Origin of the sequence: Candidatus Accumulibacter similis (genome assembly GCA_013347225.1) — a bacterium.
GTDB lineage: Bacteria > Pseudomonadota > Gammaproteobacteria > Burkholderiales > Rhodocyclaceae > Accumulibacter > Accumulibacter similis.
On sequence record CP054595.1, the window covers coordinates 4687475 to 4704934 of the forward strand.

General features: G+C 64.6%; 12 protein-coding genes and 1 pseudogene. 1 reads left to right on the forward strand and 12 read right to left on the reverse strand.

Annotation, left to right across the window (positions count from 1 at the left end):
* Positions 1 to 51: 51 nt before the first annotated feature.
* A complete protein-coding gene (locus HT579_20720) occupies positions 52 to 2403 on the reverse strand; it encodes an acyl-CoA dehydrogenase (GenBank protein ID QKS31133.1) in 2352 nt (783 codons plus the stop codon).
* A 30-nt stretch (positions 2404 to 2433) separates the two neighbouring features.
* Positions 2434 to 3189 (reverse strand): TetR/AcrR family transcriptional regulator, encoded by a 756-nt coding sequence (locus HT579_20725; protein ID QKS31134.1) that lies wholly within the window; start codon positions 3187 to 3189, stop codon positions 2434 to 2436.
* Positions 3190 to 3391: 202 nt separating this feature from the next.
* Here HT579_20725 and HT579_20730 point away from each other — a divergent pair, with 202 nt between their 5' ends.
* Positions 3392 to 5224, forward strand: a complete 1833-nt coding sequence (locus tag HT579_20730) for an ABC transporter ATP-binding protein/permease (protein QKS31745.1) — start codon at positions 3392 to 3394, stop codon at positions 5222 to 5224.
* A gap of 98 nt (positions 5225 to 5322) precedes the next feature.
* Here HT579_20730 and ltrA read toward each other — a convergent pair.
* The 10 genes and pseudogenes from ltrA to HT579_20780 all read right to left on the reverse strand — a co-directional run bounded on the left by ltrA (position 5323) and on the right by HT579_20780 (position 17346).
* Positions 5323 to 6526 (reverse strand): annotated as a pseudogene (gene ltrA / locus HT579_20735) (group II intron reverse transcriptase/maturase).
* 606 nt (positions 6527 to 7132) lie between these two features.
* Positions 7133 to 9070: a chemotaxis protein CheA gene (locus HT579_20740; GenBank protein QKS31135.1), complete on the reverse strand. Its 1938-nt coding sequence runs from the start codon at positions 9068 to 9070 to the stop codon at positions 7133 to 7135.
* Positions 9071 to 9080: 10 nt separating this feature from the next.
* Positions 9081 to 9938, reverse strand: coding sequence for a protein phosphatase CheZ (cheZ, locus tag HT579_20745; GenBank protein ID QKS31136.1), 858 nt, complete (start codon positions 9936 to 9938; stop codon positions 9081 to 9083).
* A 1-nt stretch (position 9939) separates the two neighbouring features.
* Positions 9940 to 10329, reverse strand: coding sequence for a chemotaxis protein CheY (gene cheY / locus HT579_20750; protein QKS31137.1), 390 nt, complete (start codon positions 10327 to 10329; stop codon positions 9940 to 9942).
* 20 nt (positions 10330 to 10349) lie between these two features.
* Positions 10350 to 11291 (reverse strand): chemotaxis protein CheV, encoded by a 942-nt coding sequence (locus tag HT579_20755; protein QKS31138.1) that lies wholly within the window; start codon positions 11289 to 11291, stop codon positions 10350 to 10352.
* A 26-nt stretch (positions 11292 to 11317) separates the two neighbouring features.
* A complete protein-coding gene (locus tag HT579_20760) occupies positions 11318 to 12289 on the reverse strand; it encodes a chemotaxis protein CheV (GenBank protein ID QKS31139.1) in 972 nt (323 codons plus the stop codon).
* A gap of 109 nt (positions 12290 to 12398) precedes the next feature.
* Positions 12399 to 14096: a methyl-accepting chemotaxis protein gene (locus HT579_20765; protein QKS31140.1), complete on the reverse strand. Its 1698-nt coding sequence runs from the start codon at positions 14094 to 14096 to the stop codon at positions 12399 to 12401.
* Between the two features lie 166 nt (positions 14097 to 14262).
* On the reverse strand, positions 14263 to 16242 hold the full coding sequence (locus HT579_20770) for an adenylate/guanylate cyclase domain-containing protein (GenBank protein ID QKS31141.1): 1980 nt from the start codon (positions 16240 to 16242) through the stop codon (positions 14263 to 14265).
* A 49-nt stretch (positions 16243 to 16291) separates the two neighbouring features.
* Complete coding sequence (locus HT579_20775) at positions 16292 to 16882, reverse strand: OmpA family protein (GenBank protein ID QKS31142.1); 591 nt, start codon at positions 16880 to 16882, stop codon at positions 16292 to 16294.
* Positions 16879 to 17346, reverse strand: a complete 468-nt coding sequence (locus HT579_20780; GenBank protein ID QKS31143.1) for a FecR domain-containing protein — start codon at positions 17344 to 17346, stop codon at positions 16879 to 16881. The genes HT579_20775 and HT579_20780 overlap by 4 nt, the downstream gene beginning before the upstream one ends.
* Positions 17347 to 17460: the final 114 nt, after the last annotated feature.

The following is a 17460-nucleotide window of genomic DNA, read 5'->3' on the forward strand; positions in this document are numbered from 1 at the left end:
CGTTGCCGGAAGTCCGCCTCCCGACAGCGCGCTGCGGCGTCAGCCATCGCTTCAGGCGGCGGCCTTGTGCAGCAGCGGCTTCTGCTGCGCGCGACCGAGATCGTGTGGAAAATCGTCAACGTGAATGACGATGTCGCGCAACTCGTTGCGCCGCTTCAGGACCGCGTACTCGGCGGGCGTGACGATGCCGGCAGCGAACGCGGCATGGGCCAGATCACGCACATTGGCGTCGGGATTGTCGACCAGCAGACCCTTCCTCTCGGCGTTGCGGATCTTCGCTTCGATCGGCTCGGCCTCGATCGTCGCCAACAGCGCGAGTTCGAGGGCACCGACGGCCTCCGACTCTCCCTTCGGCAGATAGGCTTCGGCGGTCAGGCGGTCGCGGGCGGCCGAAGGCTCGATCAGGAGCTTGGCCACGCGGTGGCCGATGCGGTCCGATGGCACATCGTAGGGATGGCCCAGCGGGAACACCATGCGGTAGAGCAGGCGGCCGATCCAGCGTACCGGGAAGTTGGCGATGGCACCGTCGAAAGCCATCTGCGCCTTGTACATGGCGTCCCACATCGCCCAGTGCATCAGCGGCGCGTCGGCCTGCTGGCGGCCTTCGGACTCATAGCGCTTGAGCGTCGCCGAGCACAGGTAGAGCATGGAAAGGATGTCGCCGAGGCGCGCCGACAGCTTCTCGCGACGCTTGAGTTCGCCACCGAGCACCAGCATCGAGATGTCGGCGAGGAAGGCAAAGGCCGACGAGAAACGGGTCAACTGCTGGTAGTAGCGCCGCGTTTCCGGAGCCACGTTGGCGGGAACGGAGACAAAGTGCGAACCCGTGAGCCCCTTGCGCAAGGCGCTGAAGGCGTGCCGGGCAGTGAACACGGCGTGGCCGAAAAGGGCGCGGTCGAAGTCATGCAGACCCTCTTGCGCATCAGGGTTGAACGCCGCCTTCATTTCCTTCAGCACGTACGGATGGCAGCGGATGGCTCCCTGGCCGAAGAGGATCATGCTGCGCGTCAGGATGTTGGCGCCCTCGACGGTGATGCCGATGGGGATCTGCTGGTAAGCCCGGCCGATGAAGTTCGAAGGGCCGAGGCAGATACCCTTGCCACCGACGATGTCCATACCGTCATTGACAACCTGGCGGGCGCGTTCGGTGACGTGGTACTTGGCGATCGCCGAGACGACGGAAGGCTTCTCGCCGAGGTCGATGGCGCCGGCGGTCATCTTGCGCACTGCATCCATCATGTAGGTATAGGCGCCAATCCGGGTCAGCGGTTCCTCGACACCCTCGAAGCGACCAATCGCCATCTTGAACTGGCTGCGCACGCGCGCGTAGGCACCGACAGTGCGTGCAGTCAGTTGCGCCATGCCGGTATTGGACGATGGCAGCGAGATCGAACGGCCAGCAGCCAGGCACTCCATGAGCATCCGCCAGCCCTGGCCGACCATCGCCGGCCCGCCGATCACATAGTCGAGCGGCATGAAGACGTCCTTGCCACGGGTCGGACCGTTCATGAACATGGCGTTGAGCGGAAAATGCCGGCGCCCGATCTCCGCGCCAGGGGTGTCGCGTGGAACCAGCGCACAGGTGATGCCAACGTGCTTCTTGCCGCCGAGGAGGCCGTCCGGATCGTAGAGGTGGAAGGCCAGACCGAGGATGGTGCATACCGGCCCGAGCGTGATGTAGCGCTTGTCCCAAGTCACCCGCATGCCGAGGACCTCCTTGCCCTGCCACGTCCCCTTGCAGACGATGCCGACATCCGGAATCGAACCGGCATCGGAGCCCGCCCACGGGCTGGTCAGCGCGAAAGCGGGAATCTCCAGTCCCTTCGCCAGGCGCGGCAGGTAATGGCTCTTTTGTGCCTCGGTCCCATAATGCAGCAGCAGCTCGGCTGGCCCCAGCGAATTGGGAACCATCACCGACACCGACAGCGCCGAACAGCGGGTCGACAGCTTGGTGACGATCTGCGAGTGCGCGTAGGCCGAGAACTCCAGTCCACCGTAGCGCTTCGGAATGATCATGCCCAGGAAGCCCTTGTCCTTGATGTACTGCCAGGCATCCGCCGGCAGGTCATGGAGTTCGCTGGTCACCTGCCAGTCGTCGACCAGCGCACAGGCCTGCTCGACCTCGTTGTCCATGAACGACTGCTCCTCCGCCGTCAGCTGCGGCACCGGATAGGCGAGCAGCTTCTTCCAGTCCGGATCGCCACGGAACAGTTCGCCGTCCCACCAGACGGTGCCGGCCTCGAGCGCAACCCGCTCGGTTTCCGACATCTGCGGCAGAATCCGCTTGTAGGTTCTGAAGATCGGCCGGCTGACGAGCGCCCGTCGCAGGGAACGCACACCGAACAGCACGGCCAGGCTCGCCAGCGTGATACCGATTACACTCCAGATGATCGTCGCGATCATGGCTGCTTCTCCTGTCATTGGTCTTGGGTTCTAGATCTGGGTTCTGCTTTCTCTGGCCGCCTTGGTCGGCAGCTCTTTTTGGCTTCCTGCTGGCTCGTCGAACTGCGGCAGCGGCGCCCGCAGGCCGCCGAGCAGGAAGGGCATCAGTCGCTGCGCCAGCCGCCTGGCCAGGACCGTATCGTCGTCCGGAACGGGTCGCTCGCCCGCCAGATCATCGAGTTCCACACCGGTGACCACCCGCAGGACGTCGGTGCCGGCGATCGCATAGGACATGGCGCCGAGCATGAAATGCAGGCGCCAGACGATTTCGGCCTGCGGTACGTCGGGCAACGCCCGGTACAGCGCCTGCTTGTAGCGGTCGATCACTTCGGCATACTCGCCGGCAAAGAAGGTGCGGATGAACTCGGCGGGCTCGGTCAGCGTGCGACCGAGAAGCCGCAGGAAGGTCATCCCGCCCAGTGCCCTGTCCTCACCCATGCGCAGCAGGGTGCCGAAGAATGCCTCGAGGATTTGCGAAGGCTTCAGCGGCCCACCGCCCGCCTGCGCCTCGAGTCGATCAAGAGCCTGCAGGCGATTCCGATTGAGCCATCCCAGACGACGCCTGAAGACCTCGCGCAGCAGCGCCTCCTTCGAGCCGAAGTGGTAATTGACCGCTGCCAGATTGACTTCGGCCGCCCCGGTGATCATGCGCATCGAGGTCGCCTCGTAGCCGTTCTCCATGAACAGGCGCTCTGCGACATCGAGGATCCGGTCGCGGGTATCACTGTTGGTCTTCTGTTCGGACATCGGATGGCTGGTCCCCGAAAGGCGCTGGGCTGCGGTTGCCGGCGCCCAGGGGCAGCGGCATTCGTTCAAACGTTCGTTTTAATGTTAGGGCCGAAGAGCCCGGAATGCAAGCCCTTTTTTCGCCCGAGCGGCTGCGGCTTGAGATGATGAAACACAACAGGGCATACTGCGGGGGTCATTGACCAGATCGAGCCCGCTGCCGATGCGCCGCACCGCTTCACCCTACCCGGTTGCCGACAGGCCGACGGCTGCCGATACGCACCTCGCAGCGACCCTCAGCAGGCTGCTTCCCTATCTCTGGCAGCACAAATGGCGGGTCGTGCTGGCCCTGTCCTGCCTGGTGGGCGCCAAGATCGCCAACGTTGGCGTGCCGCTGATCTTCAAGGAGATGATCGACGATCTCAGCAGTACGCAGCAGATGGTCGTTCTGCCCGCCGTGCTCCTCCTGCTCTACGGTGCCTTGCGCTTCTCTGCGTCGTTGTTCGCAGAGTTGCGTGAGATTCTCTTTGCCCGCGTCACCCAGCACGCCGTGCGTCGCATCGCGCTCGAGGTCTTCCGTCACCTGCACGAACTGTCGCTGCGCTTTCATCTGGAACGGCAGACTGGAGGCGTCTCGCGCGACATCGAACGCGGCAGCCGGGCGATCTCCAGTCTGATCAGCTACACGCTGTACTCGATTCTGCCCACGCTGATCGAGATCAGCATCGTTCTCACGATCCTGCTGCTGCGCTACGACGTCGCGCTCGCACTGATCACGATCGGGTCGCTGGCCGCCTACGTCATCTTCACGGTGATGATAAGCAACTGGCGGATCACGCTGCGCCGCAGGCTCAACGAGACCGACTCGGCAGCCAACACGCGGGCGATCGACAGCCTGCTGAACTACGAGACCGTCAAGTACTTCAACAACGAGGACTACGAGGCCCGGCGCTACGACCAGCAGATGCAACTGTGGGAGGATGCGGCAACGCGCAGCCAGATCTCGCTCTCGTGGCTCAACCTGGGACAGCAGGGAATCATCGCTCTGGGCGTGACGGCGATGATGTGGCGAGCAGCCAGCGGCGTCGTCGACGGCAGCATGACGATCGGCGACCTGGTTCTGGTGAACGCCTTCCTCATCCAGCTCTACATGCCACTGAACTTCCTCGGCGTGGTCTACCGGGAGATCCGGCAGGCGCTCGCCGACATCGAGCGGCTCTTCGACCTGCTGGCGGTAAACCGCGAGATCGCCGACTCCCCGACTGCCGTCAGGCTCGACGACGGACCGGTGGCGATCCGCTTCGCAGCGGTCGATTTCTCCTACGAGGCCAACCGCCGGATTCTGCACCAAGTGAGCTTTTCGATTCCCGCCGGCAGGACGGTCGCCGTCGTCGGCGAATCCGGGTCGGGAAAGTCTACGCTCGCGCGCCTGCTCTACCGATTCTACGATGTCAGCGGCGGCGCCATCCTGGTCAACGGCACGGATCTGCGCCAACTCACCCAGGCCAGTCTGCGTGCGGCAATCGGGATCGTGCCGCAGGACACCGTGCTCTTCAACGACAGCATCTACTACAACATTCACTACGGCAACCCGCAGGCCAGGCGCGAGCAGGTTCTCGCAGCCGCGGCGGCGGCACAGCTGGCGCCCTTCATCGAGCAGTTACCACTGGGCTACGAAACCCGCGTCGGCGAGCGGGGGCTGAAGCTCTCGGGTGGCGAGAAGCAGCGTGTCGCGATCGCCCGTGCCCTGCTCAAGAACCCGCCCGTGCTTATCTTCGACGAGGCGACCTCAGCCCTCGACTCGAAGACCGAAAAGGCGATCCAGGCGAGCCTCGACAGCGCCGCTCGCGGCCGCACGACGCTGGTTATCGCGCACCGCCTGTCGACGATCATGAACGCCGACGAGATCCTGGTCATGGATTCCGGCCGCATCGTCGAGCGCGGAACGCACCAGCAGCTGCTTGACGCAGCGGGCACCTATGCGCAGATGTGGACCCTGCAGCAGCTCGAGGAAGCAGGCGGCGCCCCGCCTGAAAGGAACGCTGCAGCAGGCTGATGGCGCCAATCGGCATAGGGGCGGTCAGAGTACCTGACCGTTCCCCTGCCACACCACCCGGCATGCGGGTCCGCACCGGGCGGTTCAAGTAGTTGAGGTCATGAGAGACGCGGCACGCCGAGTCGGTCGAAGTAAGCGATCGGCATCACACGATTCGGCGCGAAGCAGCTGTTACGCCACCATCAACGGCTGTTTGCGGCGATCCGATGGGCATCCGGCTTGGCAGCACCCAACGCCAGCAATTCCCGATACATCGTCGTACCCCGACGCCAGTGCTTGAGTTGCAGAGCACGCAACCGGTGACGCAACCACTCGTCGAGTTCGCGGAACACTTTCGGCGTCTGCGCAAGCTGAAAGTATCCCTTCCAGCCCGGCATGTAAGTCCGGAGCCGTTCCACTACGTCCGGCAGGCTACGCCCGCCCGAGCGACGCGTCAGTTGTCGGATGCGTTGCTTGTAGGTTTCTTTTGCCTTGTCGGCAACCCGGCATTTCACTTGGCCACCTGGACCATACCAGCAGCTAAAGCTCAGGAACTTGCGACCAGATGCCGGTGCAACCGCCGTCTTGGCTTCATTCACCTTCAGGTGAAGTTGCTCATAGAGTCGGCGCAGCCCAGTGAGTACCCGCTGACCGGCCTGCCGACTGCGCACATATACATTGCAGTCGTCGGCATAGCGAACGAACCGATGAGCACGCGTTTCCAGCGTACGATCCACCTCGTCAAGCAACACATTAGCCAGCAGCGGCGACAGCGGGCCGCCTTGCGGCGTCCCCTCGTACCGCTGCATGACCACGCCGCCATCCATGATGCCGGCCACAAGGTAACGACGAATCAGCCGCAGCACGGCCTTGTCGTCGATTCGCCTCGATAACCGTTCCATCAGAATGTCGTGATTGACCCGGTCGAAGAACTTCTCCAAATCGACATCGACCACCATCCGGTAACCGTCCTGCACGTAGCGCCGCGCCGTGAGCACGGCGTCGTGCGCACGGCGTCCGGGTCGGAAGCCGAAGCTGTATTCGGAGAACGTCGGATCAATCATCGGCTCTGCAAGACCTGCAGCAGGGCTTGCTGGATCAGCCGATCCGTCACCGTCGGAATCCCCAATTCCCGCATCCCGCCACCGGTCTTCGGAATCTGTACGCGCCGCACCGGCTCAGGCCGGTAGCTGCCGTTCAGTAGTGCCTCCCGAATCCCCGGCCAGTGCGTTCTCAGGTACGCCGCCGTCTCGACAATCGTCCGTCCATCCACACCCCAGCACTCCCGCGATTGGCTTTGACGCGTTTCCACGCCATTACCATGTTCGCGCTCGCGAGCGCCTGCGTGAGCAGGTCATCTCGCCTGAACCTTCGAGTCCCTGTCGCGCCGGCCGTGCTTCATCACGCAACGCTTCGGGCTTGGCTTCACCTCGCCCTCCCGCCTTGCGCCCCGGTTGCCCGAGCTTCTGATGCATTGCACTTCCAAGCAACATGGCCGTCGGCCCTCCTACTCGTTCGACCCTTCGCCCGCTACCGGCGGCTACCATGGCCTCTGCTGACTTCTCGCTCCGGCTTGTCTCCGTCGGCCTTTCAGCCATAAGGCGAGAGCTCCACGGGTAAGAACGCACTCCTTCCCTGCACAGCCGCCGAATCTACGCCACCTCGCCTTGATCACCAGAGCTTCGCGGTCTCTGGCCCGCTCGCCCTGCTCGGCAGCGCCTTCCATCCGGTTCTTGTTCATCGGCTCGCAGTTTCGCTCCACGCTTCCTTCCCACCATCGGTCGCCCTCAGGCAGTTGCGCTTCGCTTCGTTCGCTGTGATCAACTTACGGCGGGACTTGCACCCGCAAGAGTGCGCCCATGCTGGGCGCACCAAAAGAAAAGGGGGCTTGCGCCCCCTTGATGGAATCCGTCGACAGTGGCCCGACCGTTAGACGAGCAGTTCCAGTGGCCGCGGCGCCGGCGCCCGCGTGTCTCGCTCACCATTGGCCGCAAGATCGGACAACAGCTCCTTCATGTCCAGAATGAGAACGATCTGACCATTCGACAGCGTCGTCACTCCTGCCACTCCGCGCGGGCGGAAGTCATCGAGCGCCTTGATCACAGCGTCATCGCGTCCGGCGAAGTTGTCTACCGCCAGAATGAAGCTGCGCTCGGCAGTCTGCATGAGGACGCCGAACTCGGGCCGCCGCAGTTGCGGCCACCCGAGCAGGCGTGCGAGGGCAATGACCGGCAGAATCTCGCCGCGCACCACCAGCGTTTCCTTGCCGCCCACCTCCTGCATTCGTTCGTGGTCGATTGGCAGGATTTCCCGCACCAGCGACAGCGGCAAGGCAAAAGGCTGGTCGCCAAGGAGGACGAGAAGAACCGGCAGGATGGCCAGCGTCAACGGCAGCGAGATGACGAAGACCGAACCCTTGCCGGGCTCGGAACGGATCTCGATCGACCCATTGAGTTTCTGGATGTTGGTCTTCACGACGTCCATGCCGACGCCGCGACCGGACACGGCGGAAGCCTTGGCCATCGTCGAAAAACCCGGCAGGAAGATCAGGTTGAGGCTCTGCCTGTCATCGAGCGTGTTCGCTTCTTCCTCGCTGATGATCTGTTTCTCGACCGCCTTCGCGCGGATGCGATCGGGACTCATCCCACGCCCGTCATCGGCAATCATCAGGACAATGTGGTCACCCTCCTGACGCGCTTCGAGACGAATGACGCTCTTCGCCTGCTTGCCTGCGGCGCGCCGTTCCTCGGGCGGCTCGACACCATGATCGACCGCATTGCGTATCAGGTGGATAAGAGGGTCGGCCAGGTCCTCGATCATCGTCTTGTCGACCTCGGTCTCTTCGCCGATCAGCGCCAGTTCGACATCCTTGCCCAGTTGTCTGGCGAGGTCGCGCGCGATCCGGGGATACTTCTGGAAAAGGCGGCCGATTGGCTGCATGCGCGTCTTCATGACCGAGTTCTGCAGGTCGGACACCAGCAGGTCGAGCTGGCTGACGGCCTGATCGAGCGCCTGCAACGTCTCCGAATCCGTTCGCCCGGCCAGAATGTCGGCCCGCAGGCTGGTCAACCGGTTCTTGGTCAGGCCGATCTCCCCGGACAGATTGAGCACCTGGTCAAGGCGCGCAGTGTCCACACGGATGGTCGTTTCGCGCGCTGCCGCCCTTTCGTCGGCGCGGCGCCCCGACGGCGCGGCGCTGGCAGCGGCTCCCGGCCTGTCCGAGCTGCGACGCCCCTCGGGCGGAAAGTGCGGCTGCAGCTGCGACAGCTCAACCTCGCCCCCCTCCTTGCTGACGTCCATGGTCTCGGTTTTGCCCGCAACAGCCGGCACACTGGCGCTGGCCTGCCCGCTGAACACCGCATGCAGTGCCTGCCAATCCGGACCCTGATCGCCACTGTCTGCCGCAGCTGGCGCGCCGCCAGGCTTGACTTGGGGCAGCCCAACGGCAGCCGGTGGCGGTGCAACGGGATCGGCCGCTGGCGCCAACGCGCTCTGCAGATTGGCCGTGACTTCCGCCGCAGCCGCAGTCGGCTGCCTGCCTTGGGCGATCTCGCCGAACATCTGGCGCACACACTGCGTGGCTGCCAGGATGGTGTCCATCAGCGCCGGCGTCAGCCCCTTCTCGCCGTTCCGCAGCTTGTCGAACAGGTTCTCGGTCAGGTGGCAAAGCTTCACCAGCTCGCCGGCATTGAGGAAGCCTGCGCCGCCCTTGATCGTGTGAAAACCGCGAAAGATGTCGTTGAGCAGACGCACATCGTCGGGACTCCGCTCAAGATCGACGAGCTTGTTGTCGACATCCGACAGCAGGTCACCGGCTTCCTGCAGGAAATCCTGCAGCAGGTCTTCCATCCCCGCAAAATCGCTCATCGCGAACCTCCTAGAAACCCAGGCTGCCGAGCAGCTCGTCAACCTGCTGCTGTGAGGCGACGACGTCGGCGCGGCCGTCCGGGTTGATCACGGGCCCGTTGAGGAGGCTGTTGACCGACTCGGTACGCCGCTCACCGGGCAGGATCTCGATCAGCACTTCCATCAGCTGTTTCTCCAGTTCGTGCGCCACCTGGAGAATCTTCTTGATCACCTGGCCGGTGAGATCCTGGAAGTCCTGGGCCATCATGATCTCCAGCAGTTGCGCCTTGGTTGCCTCGGTCTTCGCCGGCAAGCCGTGCTTGAGGAAGGAGCGGGTCTCCTCGGCCAGAAGCCTGAAATCGTCGACAGCCATCCGGTTGGCGAACAACGCATCCCAGCGGGTCGCCAGTGCCGCCGAGGCCGCTTCCAGTTGCTCCTGCAACGGGTTGGCGATGTCCGTCGCGTTGAGTACCCGGCAGGCAGCCTGCTCGGTCAGCGTGGCGACGTAGTTGAGCCGCTCCCTGGCATCCGGAATGGCACTGACAGTGCTCTCAAGCAATTCGCTGTAACCCAGTTGGCCCAGCGTGTCATGCAACTGGCGGGCCATCTGGCCGACGCGCTGGAACACCCGATCCTGTCCCCGCCATCCCGCCGCCGTTGCCTCTGGCGCAGCCGTGGCCGCCTGCGCTGCCCGCACGGAGTCGAAGAGCGCCTGCAACTCGTCACTGTCGTCCGCGCCGTCACCTTCGCGCAACTGCTGCAGCAGCGATGCCGCAGGCCTGGGTGCAGCGGGTGGTACGGCTCGGCTGGTGGTGGCGATTCCCGAAGCGATGCTGTCGAACAGCGCCTCAAGTTCGCGTGAATCGCCGGCGGTGTCGCCTCCATTCATCTCAGCCCCCCATCCTGTCGAAGATCTTCTGCAGCTTCTCGGCCAGCGTCGCCGCCGTGAACGGCTTGACGATGTACCCGCTGGCCCCCGCTTGCGCGGCGGCAATGATGTTCTCCTTCTTCGCCTCGGCGGTGATCATCAGCACCGGCAGGTGCTTCAGCGTCGCCGACGCGCGGATCGCCTGCAGGAGTTGCAGGCCATCCATGTTCGGCATGTTCCAGTCCGTAACGACGAACTCGAAGCCGCCGTGGTTGAGCTTCTGCAAAGCCACCGCGCCATCCTCGGCCTCGTCGACGTTGGCGAAACCGAGTTCCTTCAACAGATTCCTGACGATGCGCCGCATCGTCGAGAAATCGTCCACCACCAGAATCCTCATCTTCGGATCAGCCATCCTTGACTCCGTTTGTTCGCTCAGCGCTCGAGCAGAGGACGCAGGGTATCGGCCAGAACCTCTGCGTCAAACTTGTCAACATAGGCATCGACACCGACGGCCTTGCCCATCGCGTGGTTGGCCTGCGAGGAAAGCGACGAATGCATCACCACCGGAATACCCGTAAACCGGGCATCCCCCTTGATGTTTCTGGTGAGAACGTAGCCATCCATCTCCGGCATCTCGGCGTCGACCAGGATCAGCCGGATTTCGTCGCGCAATGGGCTGCCACCACTCTGATCGGCATGCGCCGCAATGGCTTGCAGGCGACTCCAGGCTTCGGCGCCATTGGTCGCGTGCTTGTGCCGCACACCGAGCTTGTCCAGCACCTCGGTGATCTTGCGCCGGGCAACGACCGAGTCGTCGACGAAGAAGATGCTGACCTCCTGATCGACGTTGGCTGGCGGAATGTCGACGATGATCGCCTCGCCAAAGGCGTTGGCGAGGATCTGTTCGACGTCGAGAATCGATACCAGCTTGCCATCGTCCAGTTCGGTGACGGCGGTGATCAGTCCCTGATTGGTCGACAGGAGATTCTCCGGAGCCCTGACCTTCTCCCAGTCCACGCGGATGATCCGGTCCACTTCATGCACGAGAAATCCAAGGGTCCGCTTGGAATACTCGGCCACCATCATGGTCCTGCCGTACTCGTCCCGATGCTCGCGGTGCTCGAGAAAGGAAATCAGCGAGAGCACGGGAATGACGTTGCCGCGCAGCGAAATCAGTCCTTCCACGCCGCGCGGCATGTTCGGCGTTCTGGTGATCGGTGGCGTCCGTCCGACCTCGCGCACCTTGAAGACGTTGATGCCGAAGGTCTCTCGCGTTCCCAGCGAGAAGAGCAGGATCTCCATCTTGTTCGAGCCGGCGAGCCGGGTCCGTGCGTCAACGCCGTCGAGCAGGTTCTTCCTTTCTGCCAAATCCATCCTATCGCTCCAGTGAGGTCAGGCGCTCAGCAGGACGGCAGCGCCGGCACGCCGCCGCCCTGCAGCCTGCGCGTCAGCGTCTCCGACAGCCGCTGCGGTTCGAACTTCGGCACATACTCGTCAACACCAACGGACTTGCCAAGCTGCTGGTTCGACATTCCCGACAGCGACGAGTGCATGATCACCGGTACGCCAACAAAACGCGGGTCGGACTTGATCTTCTTCGTCAGGATGTAGCCGTCCATCTCCGGCATTTCGATATCCGTCAGGACCAGACTGATCAGGTCGGTGACTGCCTGCCCAGAGGCCTGCGCGTAAGCAGCCATCTTCTCCAGCTCCAGCCAGGCATCAAGACCATTGATCGCGGCAACGTACTTGACTCCCATCGCCCCCAGTGTACGCTCGATCTGCTTGCGCGCAACCGACGAGTCGTCAGCGAAGAAGACCGTCAGACGCGGATTGTCGAGTGGCTTGATGTTGCGGTAGACGATCTCGTCGTCGTAGTTGGTGGTCTCCGAGAGGATCTTCTCGACATCCATCATCATCACCAGGCGACCGTCCGGCAGTTCGGTGACGGCAGTCACCAGACCGCCGAGTTCGGCCAGCAGCATGGCAGGCGGCACCCGCATCTGCCCCCAGTCGAGGCGCAGGATGGTATCGACACCCTCGACCAGAAAGCCCTGCGTGTGGCCTGCATATTCGGTGATGATCATGATCGAGCGGGGCGTCTGCGTATCGACCCCGGCATAGCGCGCGAGGTCGACGACCGGCACCAGCGCACCGCGCAGGCTGACCATCCCCTCGACCGAGGGCGGCATCTCGGGAGCTGCCGTGATCGGCGGCGTGCGCATCACTTCACGCACCTTGAAGACATTGATGCCGAAGGTCTCGCGACGACCGGTGCGCGCATCGGTGCCGAGCGAGAAGAGCAGGATCTCCAGCTTGTTGGTTCCGGCCAGCTTGGTCCGGGCATCGATGTTTTTCAACAAATCCGACATACGTCTTCCTCTTGCAGGAGCCCGCGGCGATCGGGTCGCCGACATCTTAATCGAATCGTCATCGCTACGCCAAGGCAGCCTGTCACACCGGTGGTGAGTCCTGTCAGCTTCACACCTCGGTCCGGTAGCCAATCCGGAAGCCACCCCAGTGACGTCCCTTGACGTAGATCGGAGCCGAAATGTCGTGCATCAGCTCACCCGTATCGCGGCGATAGGTCTGCAGCAGGAACGAATGCTCATGACCGCCACAGCGCCTCCCCACCGGGTCGTCGAAAATGCGTTTGGTACGGTTGCGAACGAAATCAACCTTCTCGTCACCGCTCAGAGGATGCGAGAAGGCCCGGTTGTGCGTCGGCACATAGCCGTTGCGGTCGATGCAGATGGCGTAGACCAGACACTGGTGCTGCGCCAGCAGTTGCTCCTGCAGCGGCGCCACTGCCTGATCGGTGAACTGGTCGAAGCGCGTTCGGTACTTTTGCGGTCGCGTGTTCGGCAACGGCTGATAGCGGTCGTCGAACAGATCGTCAAGGCCGATCCTGCCGCCGTCGACAGCGCCGTCGAGCAGCGCGCCGACGGCCCGTGCCGCCTCGGTGACGATGTCGGGCATGCGGGCGTGGACAGCGACGGCGCGCTCGCCGGCCACCCCCAGCCTGAATACATTTCCGACTTCCTTCAGGTTTTCCACCAGGCACTCGACGTGGTCCACCGCCAGCAACGTCTGCTCGGTCACCCTGCTGTTGGCCTCGGCCATCAGCCTGATGTTGCCCACGTGCTCGGCTATGCTCTCGCCGGCGCGCGTCTGCTGACTGACTGCCGCGGCGATCGCCTCAACCTTCTCCAGTGTCTGTCGCGCCCCGCTGTTGATGCCGTCGAGCGCCTGCGCCGCCTGCCGGGCAAGCTCGGCACCCTTGCGCGCCTGACCGCTGCCGGCTTCGATGCTGGCGATTGCCGACTGCGTCTCGCCCTGAATGGCGGCAATCATCTGGCTGATCTCGCCGGTCGCCTGCGACGTCCGTTCCGCAAGCTTGCGCACCTCGTCGGCGACGACGGCGAATCCACGCCCGTGCTCACCCGCCCGCGCCGCCTCGATGGCCGCATTGAGGGCCAGCAGATTGGTCTGATCGGCGATCTCGCGAATCGTCTGGACGATGCCGCTGATGGCTCGCGAACGTTCGCCGAGCGCACCGACCACGGCCGCCGACTGGCTCACCGAGGCCGCGATCTGCTCCATCTCTGCCGACGCCTTGCCAGCAATCGACATGCCCTCTCTGGACAGGCTGTTCGATCGCTCGGCGATGCCCGCGGTTTCGCTGGCCTTGCCGCCGACTTCGTTCATCTGCAGCGTCAGGTTCGACATCTCGCCGGCGGTAGCCAGCGCGGCGTCCCGCTGCTGGTTCGATCCGGCAGCCACCCGCCGCGCATCACCGATCAGCTGCTGTGAAGCGTTGCCGACTTCGATAGAGTTGAACAACAGCTTGCCGACGATGATGGCGAAGCTATCCATCAGGCGGTTGTAGTCGGCAGCGACCAGCGCCAGCTCGTCACGGCCGCTGGCGGCTGCACGCCTGGTCAGGTCGCCATCGGCGTAGGTCCCCGCGATCACCGCACGCAGTCCCTGCAGACGGCCCAGGAGATCCCGCTCGAGCACCACGGCGATGGTGACTGTGGCGAGCAGCAGCAGTCCTGCTGCCGGCAGCCAGCCCTGCATGCCGCCGCCAAGGACCGAATGACCGAACCAGCCCGCCCCGGCAGTGAGCAGCACCAATAACAGCATCGCAGCACGCATTCTCCACGCCAGTCCCCGCATCGTCGTCTCCTCATCGTCGCTTCAGCGCTCTTCATCATCAGTGGAACGGCAGAAAACGCCCCACCTTTAGCTCCTTCGCCGGGCGTGTGAGATCGCTGTCGCAGTTGCCGCCCACCGACGGCCTCGCCGCCTCGCGAATGGCGACGTCCGCGCCCCCTCTCGGCGCTCAGCCGGCCAGTGGTTCGTGGATGGTCACCCGCGCCGCACGGCCGCGAACCGCCACGCGGTCAAGTTCGCGGCACGGCCAGTCGCCCAGTTCCTGTCGCGTCGCCTCACCGATGATCACCCCGGCATCATAGTGCGTCGACAGTCCCTGCAGGCGTGCCGCCAGGTTCACGGCGTCGCCGAGGACCGTGTAGGCGCGTCGATGGCGCGAGCCCATGTCGCCGACGACCATCGTGCCGCTGTTGATCCCGATGCCGATCCGCAGAACGGGCCAGCCACGCATTGCCAACCGCTGATTGAGGGCCGGCAGTGCCGCCTGCATCGTCAGGGCAGCTGCCACCGCGTGGCGCGCATGCAGCGGGTCGGCGACCGGTGCGCCCCAGAAGGCGACGATGGCGTCACCGACGTACTTGTCCAGAGTACCACGGTGCGCTCGAATGACATCGGTCATCGCCGACAGGTACTCGTTCATCATCGCTGCCAGCTCGCCAGCCGGCATCTGCTCGGCAATCGTCGTGAAGCCGCGGACGTCTGCGAAGAGCACCGTCAACTCGGCATTGCGACCGCGCATGTCGTAGCGCTCCGGATCACGGCTCATCTCATCAACGAGTTCGGGAGGAACGTACTGGCCAAACAGCACCGCCAGCCGACGACGCGCGCGCGACTCGATGAACGAGCCAAAGAACAGTTGCAGCGCCAGCAGCAGGGTCAGCAGACAGAGGCTCGCAGCAGCCGGCAGAACCAGGTCGGCAGTCGCCCAGGCCAGGAGGTTGAGGACGGCCAGTACCAGCACGAGTACGAGCGTAAGGCCGACCGCTGCCGGTGGTGACAGTCGAGGCAACAGCGGCAACAGAATCAGGGCGAGAAGCGAGAGCACGGCCGCTTCGACAAGCGTCGCCCACGCTGGCGCATGCGGCAGTTTGCCGGCCAGCAGCCCGGCGAGCAGGTTGGCATGCACCTCGACTCCCGGCAGAGCCTCGTTGACCGGCGTCACACGCTGATCGAGCAAGCCTGCGGCACTGCCGCCAAGGAGAACGATCCGCCCACGTAGAGCGTCGGCGGGCAGCCGGGCGGCGGCGACATCGGCCGCCGAGTGATGGCGAAAGCCGTCCGCCACCCGACGAAACGGCAGCAGCACGGTCCCCTGTCGATCGACCTCGATGAGTCGCGAACCACGACTGCTGGACAACTCGATGGCAACCAGCGATGGCGAAGCGGACAGCCAGGGAAGCGGCTCGGTGAAGTGCAGCCGCAGCGCCGGACCGCCAAGGAGCAAATGCGCGATGACCAGCGGCAGCGCACCGTGGACCTGCCCCGCATGCTGCGCCAACAACCAGCCGCGGCGGACCACGCCATCGGGATCGACCGGGGCACCGAGGAAGCCGCCGCCCGCGGCTGCCCGCTGCAACACCGGCAGGTTGCCACCGTAGCCCGGCCAGTCGGTCAACCCCGCGGCCCGCGCGAGCTCGGCAGCGCCGATCGGCAGCGCGGGCGGCAGGGCACCGCTCGTGGTCGCAGCCACACCGCTCGACAGATGAAAACCGAGCACCACCGGATGTCGGCGCAGGACTTCGGCGAGCCGCGCGTCGTTGTCGAGCAACGGCCGCAGGTCGTCGACCACTGAGCGAAAGGCAGCGTTCTGCCGCAGGGGTCCGCGTGCCAGCGCCTCCAACACCGGCAACCCGGAGCTCTCGTCGGCCTCCGCGAGGATGAGGTCGAGCCCGACCAGCAGCGCGCCGTAGTCGGAAAACATGCGCTCGACCAGATCGGCCAGCCGCGCACGGCTCCACGGCCAGCGTCCGAGTTCCGCCAGCGAGCGCTCGTCGATATCGACGATGACGATGCTGCTGTCGACCGGCGCCTGCGCGAACCAGCGCACGCGGGCATCGTACAGGGCGGCATCGAGTCGGTGCAGCGCGCCGATCTCGAAGCAGCGCAGACTGTGCGCCAGGAGCACGCCGAGCAGCAGCAGCCCAAGCACGCCGCGCCAGACGGCAGGTGACAGGCCCCGTCCGACTGTCGCCGCGAAGTCAGCGAAGCTTGATCTCGACACGGCGATTGCGCGGCTCGGCTACCCCGTCCTCGGTGAAAACGACCGGATCGCGTTCGCCGCGACCGACGACGCTGATCGAATCCGGCGCAACGCCGGCCCGGATCAATTGTTCACGCCCCGCCTCGGCGCGGCGCAGCGACAGCCGGTCGTTGACCGCGGAGTTTGCCACCCGGTCGGTGTGGCCGATGACGATCGCCTCCGCCGACGGCAGCCTGGCGAGTTCGTCGCGAATGATCGGCAACTTGCTGCGCGACTCGGGTGTCAGGACGGTCGTTCCAGTCTCGAAGTGAATGACGTAGATGCGCGGGCGCGCCGGTTGCATGTCGAGCAGCCGGCCATAGGACTCGCGCACCATGCGCGGACTGCTGGTGAGCCTGCTCGGCGTGCCACCGCGAACATCGACGCCACTGTAGGGTTCGGCGAGCAGGATCTCGCCACTGGCAGCCGTCACCGAAAGCGCGCCGACGTGACCGTCCGGCCCGGGCAGCAGCACGACGTGATCGGTCACCCGCGAACAGCCGGCCAGCGTCAGCCAGAGAACCAAGTGGCCGATCCGGACGCGGCTCAATCGCCCTCCCCACGGGCTTCGATGATGAATTCGGTGCCCCTGATGCCGAGAACGACGTTGGGTGTCCTGAAGCGCACGTTCTCGGGAGTCTGCCGGGCAAGCAGACCGGTCACCACACTCAGCGTACCCTGCAACAGGGTAGCCAGCATGTTGCCTTCGCGTGTCGTCGGGTCGAAGCGGAAGTCGTTGATCAACAGCGTGCTGTTCGGCCCGGCGGTGAGCAGGGTGTCATCAGCAAGCGTGATGCCCACTGCGCCGTCAACGCCGGTACGAACCCGGTCGCCGACCTGCACCGGGCTGCCCACCTGCACCGGCAGCGTGATCCCGGCACGCTCCAGGTTCACCCTGCCTTCGAGTCGTTTGACCTTGCCGACGGGCAAGGCTGCCTCGGCACCGGCAACCGATGCGCAGAGCAGCAGCAGAAACGGCAGGCGATGACAGAACCTCAATGCGGGAACCTCCATCCGGTCAGCAGGGCGGGGGTCGACGAAAGCCTGCCGACGCCGTGTACAGCACCGGCGCAGCCTGCGGCTGCAAAGCCGGCCCGCTCACGCGAGCGCCACCGGCCTCACAGGTGG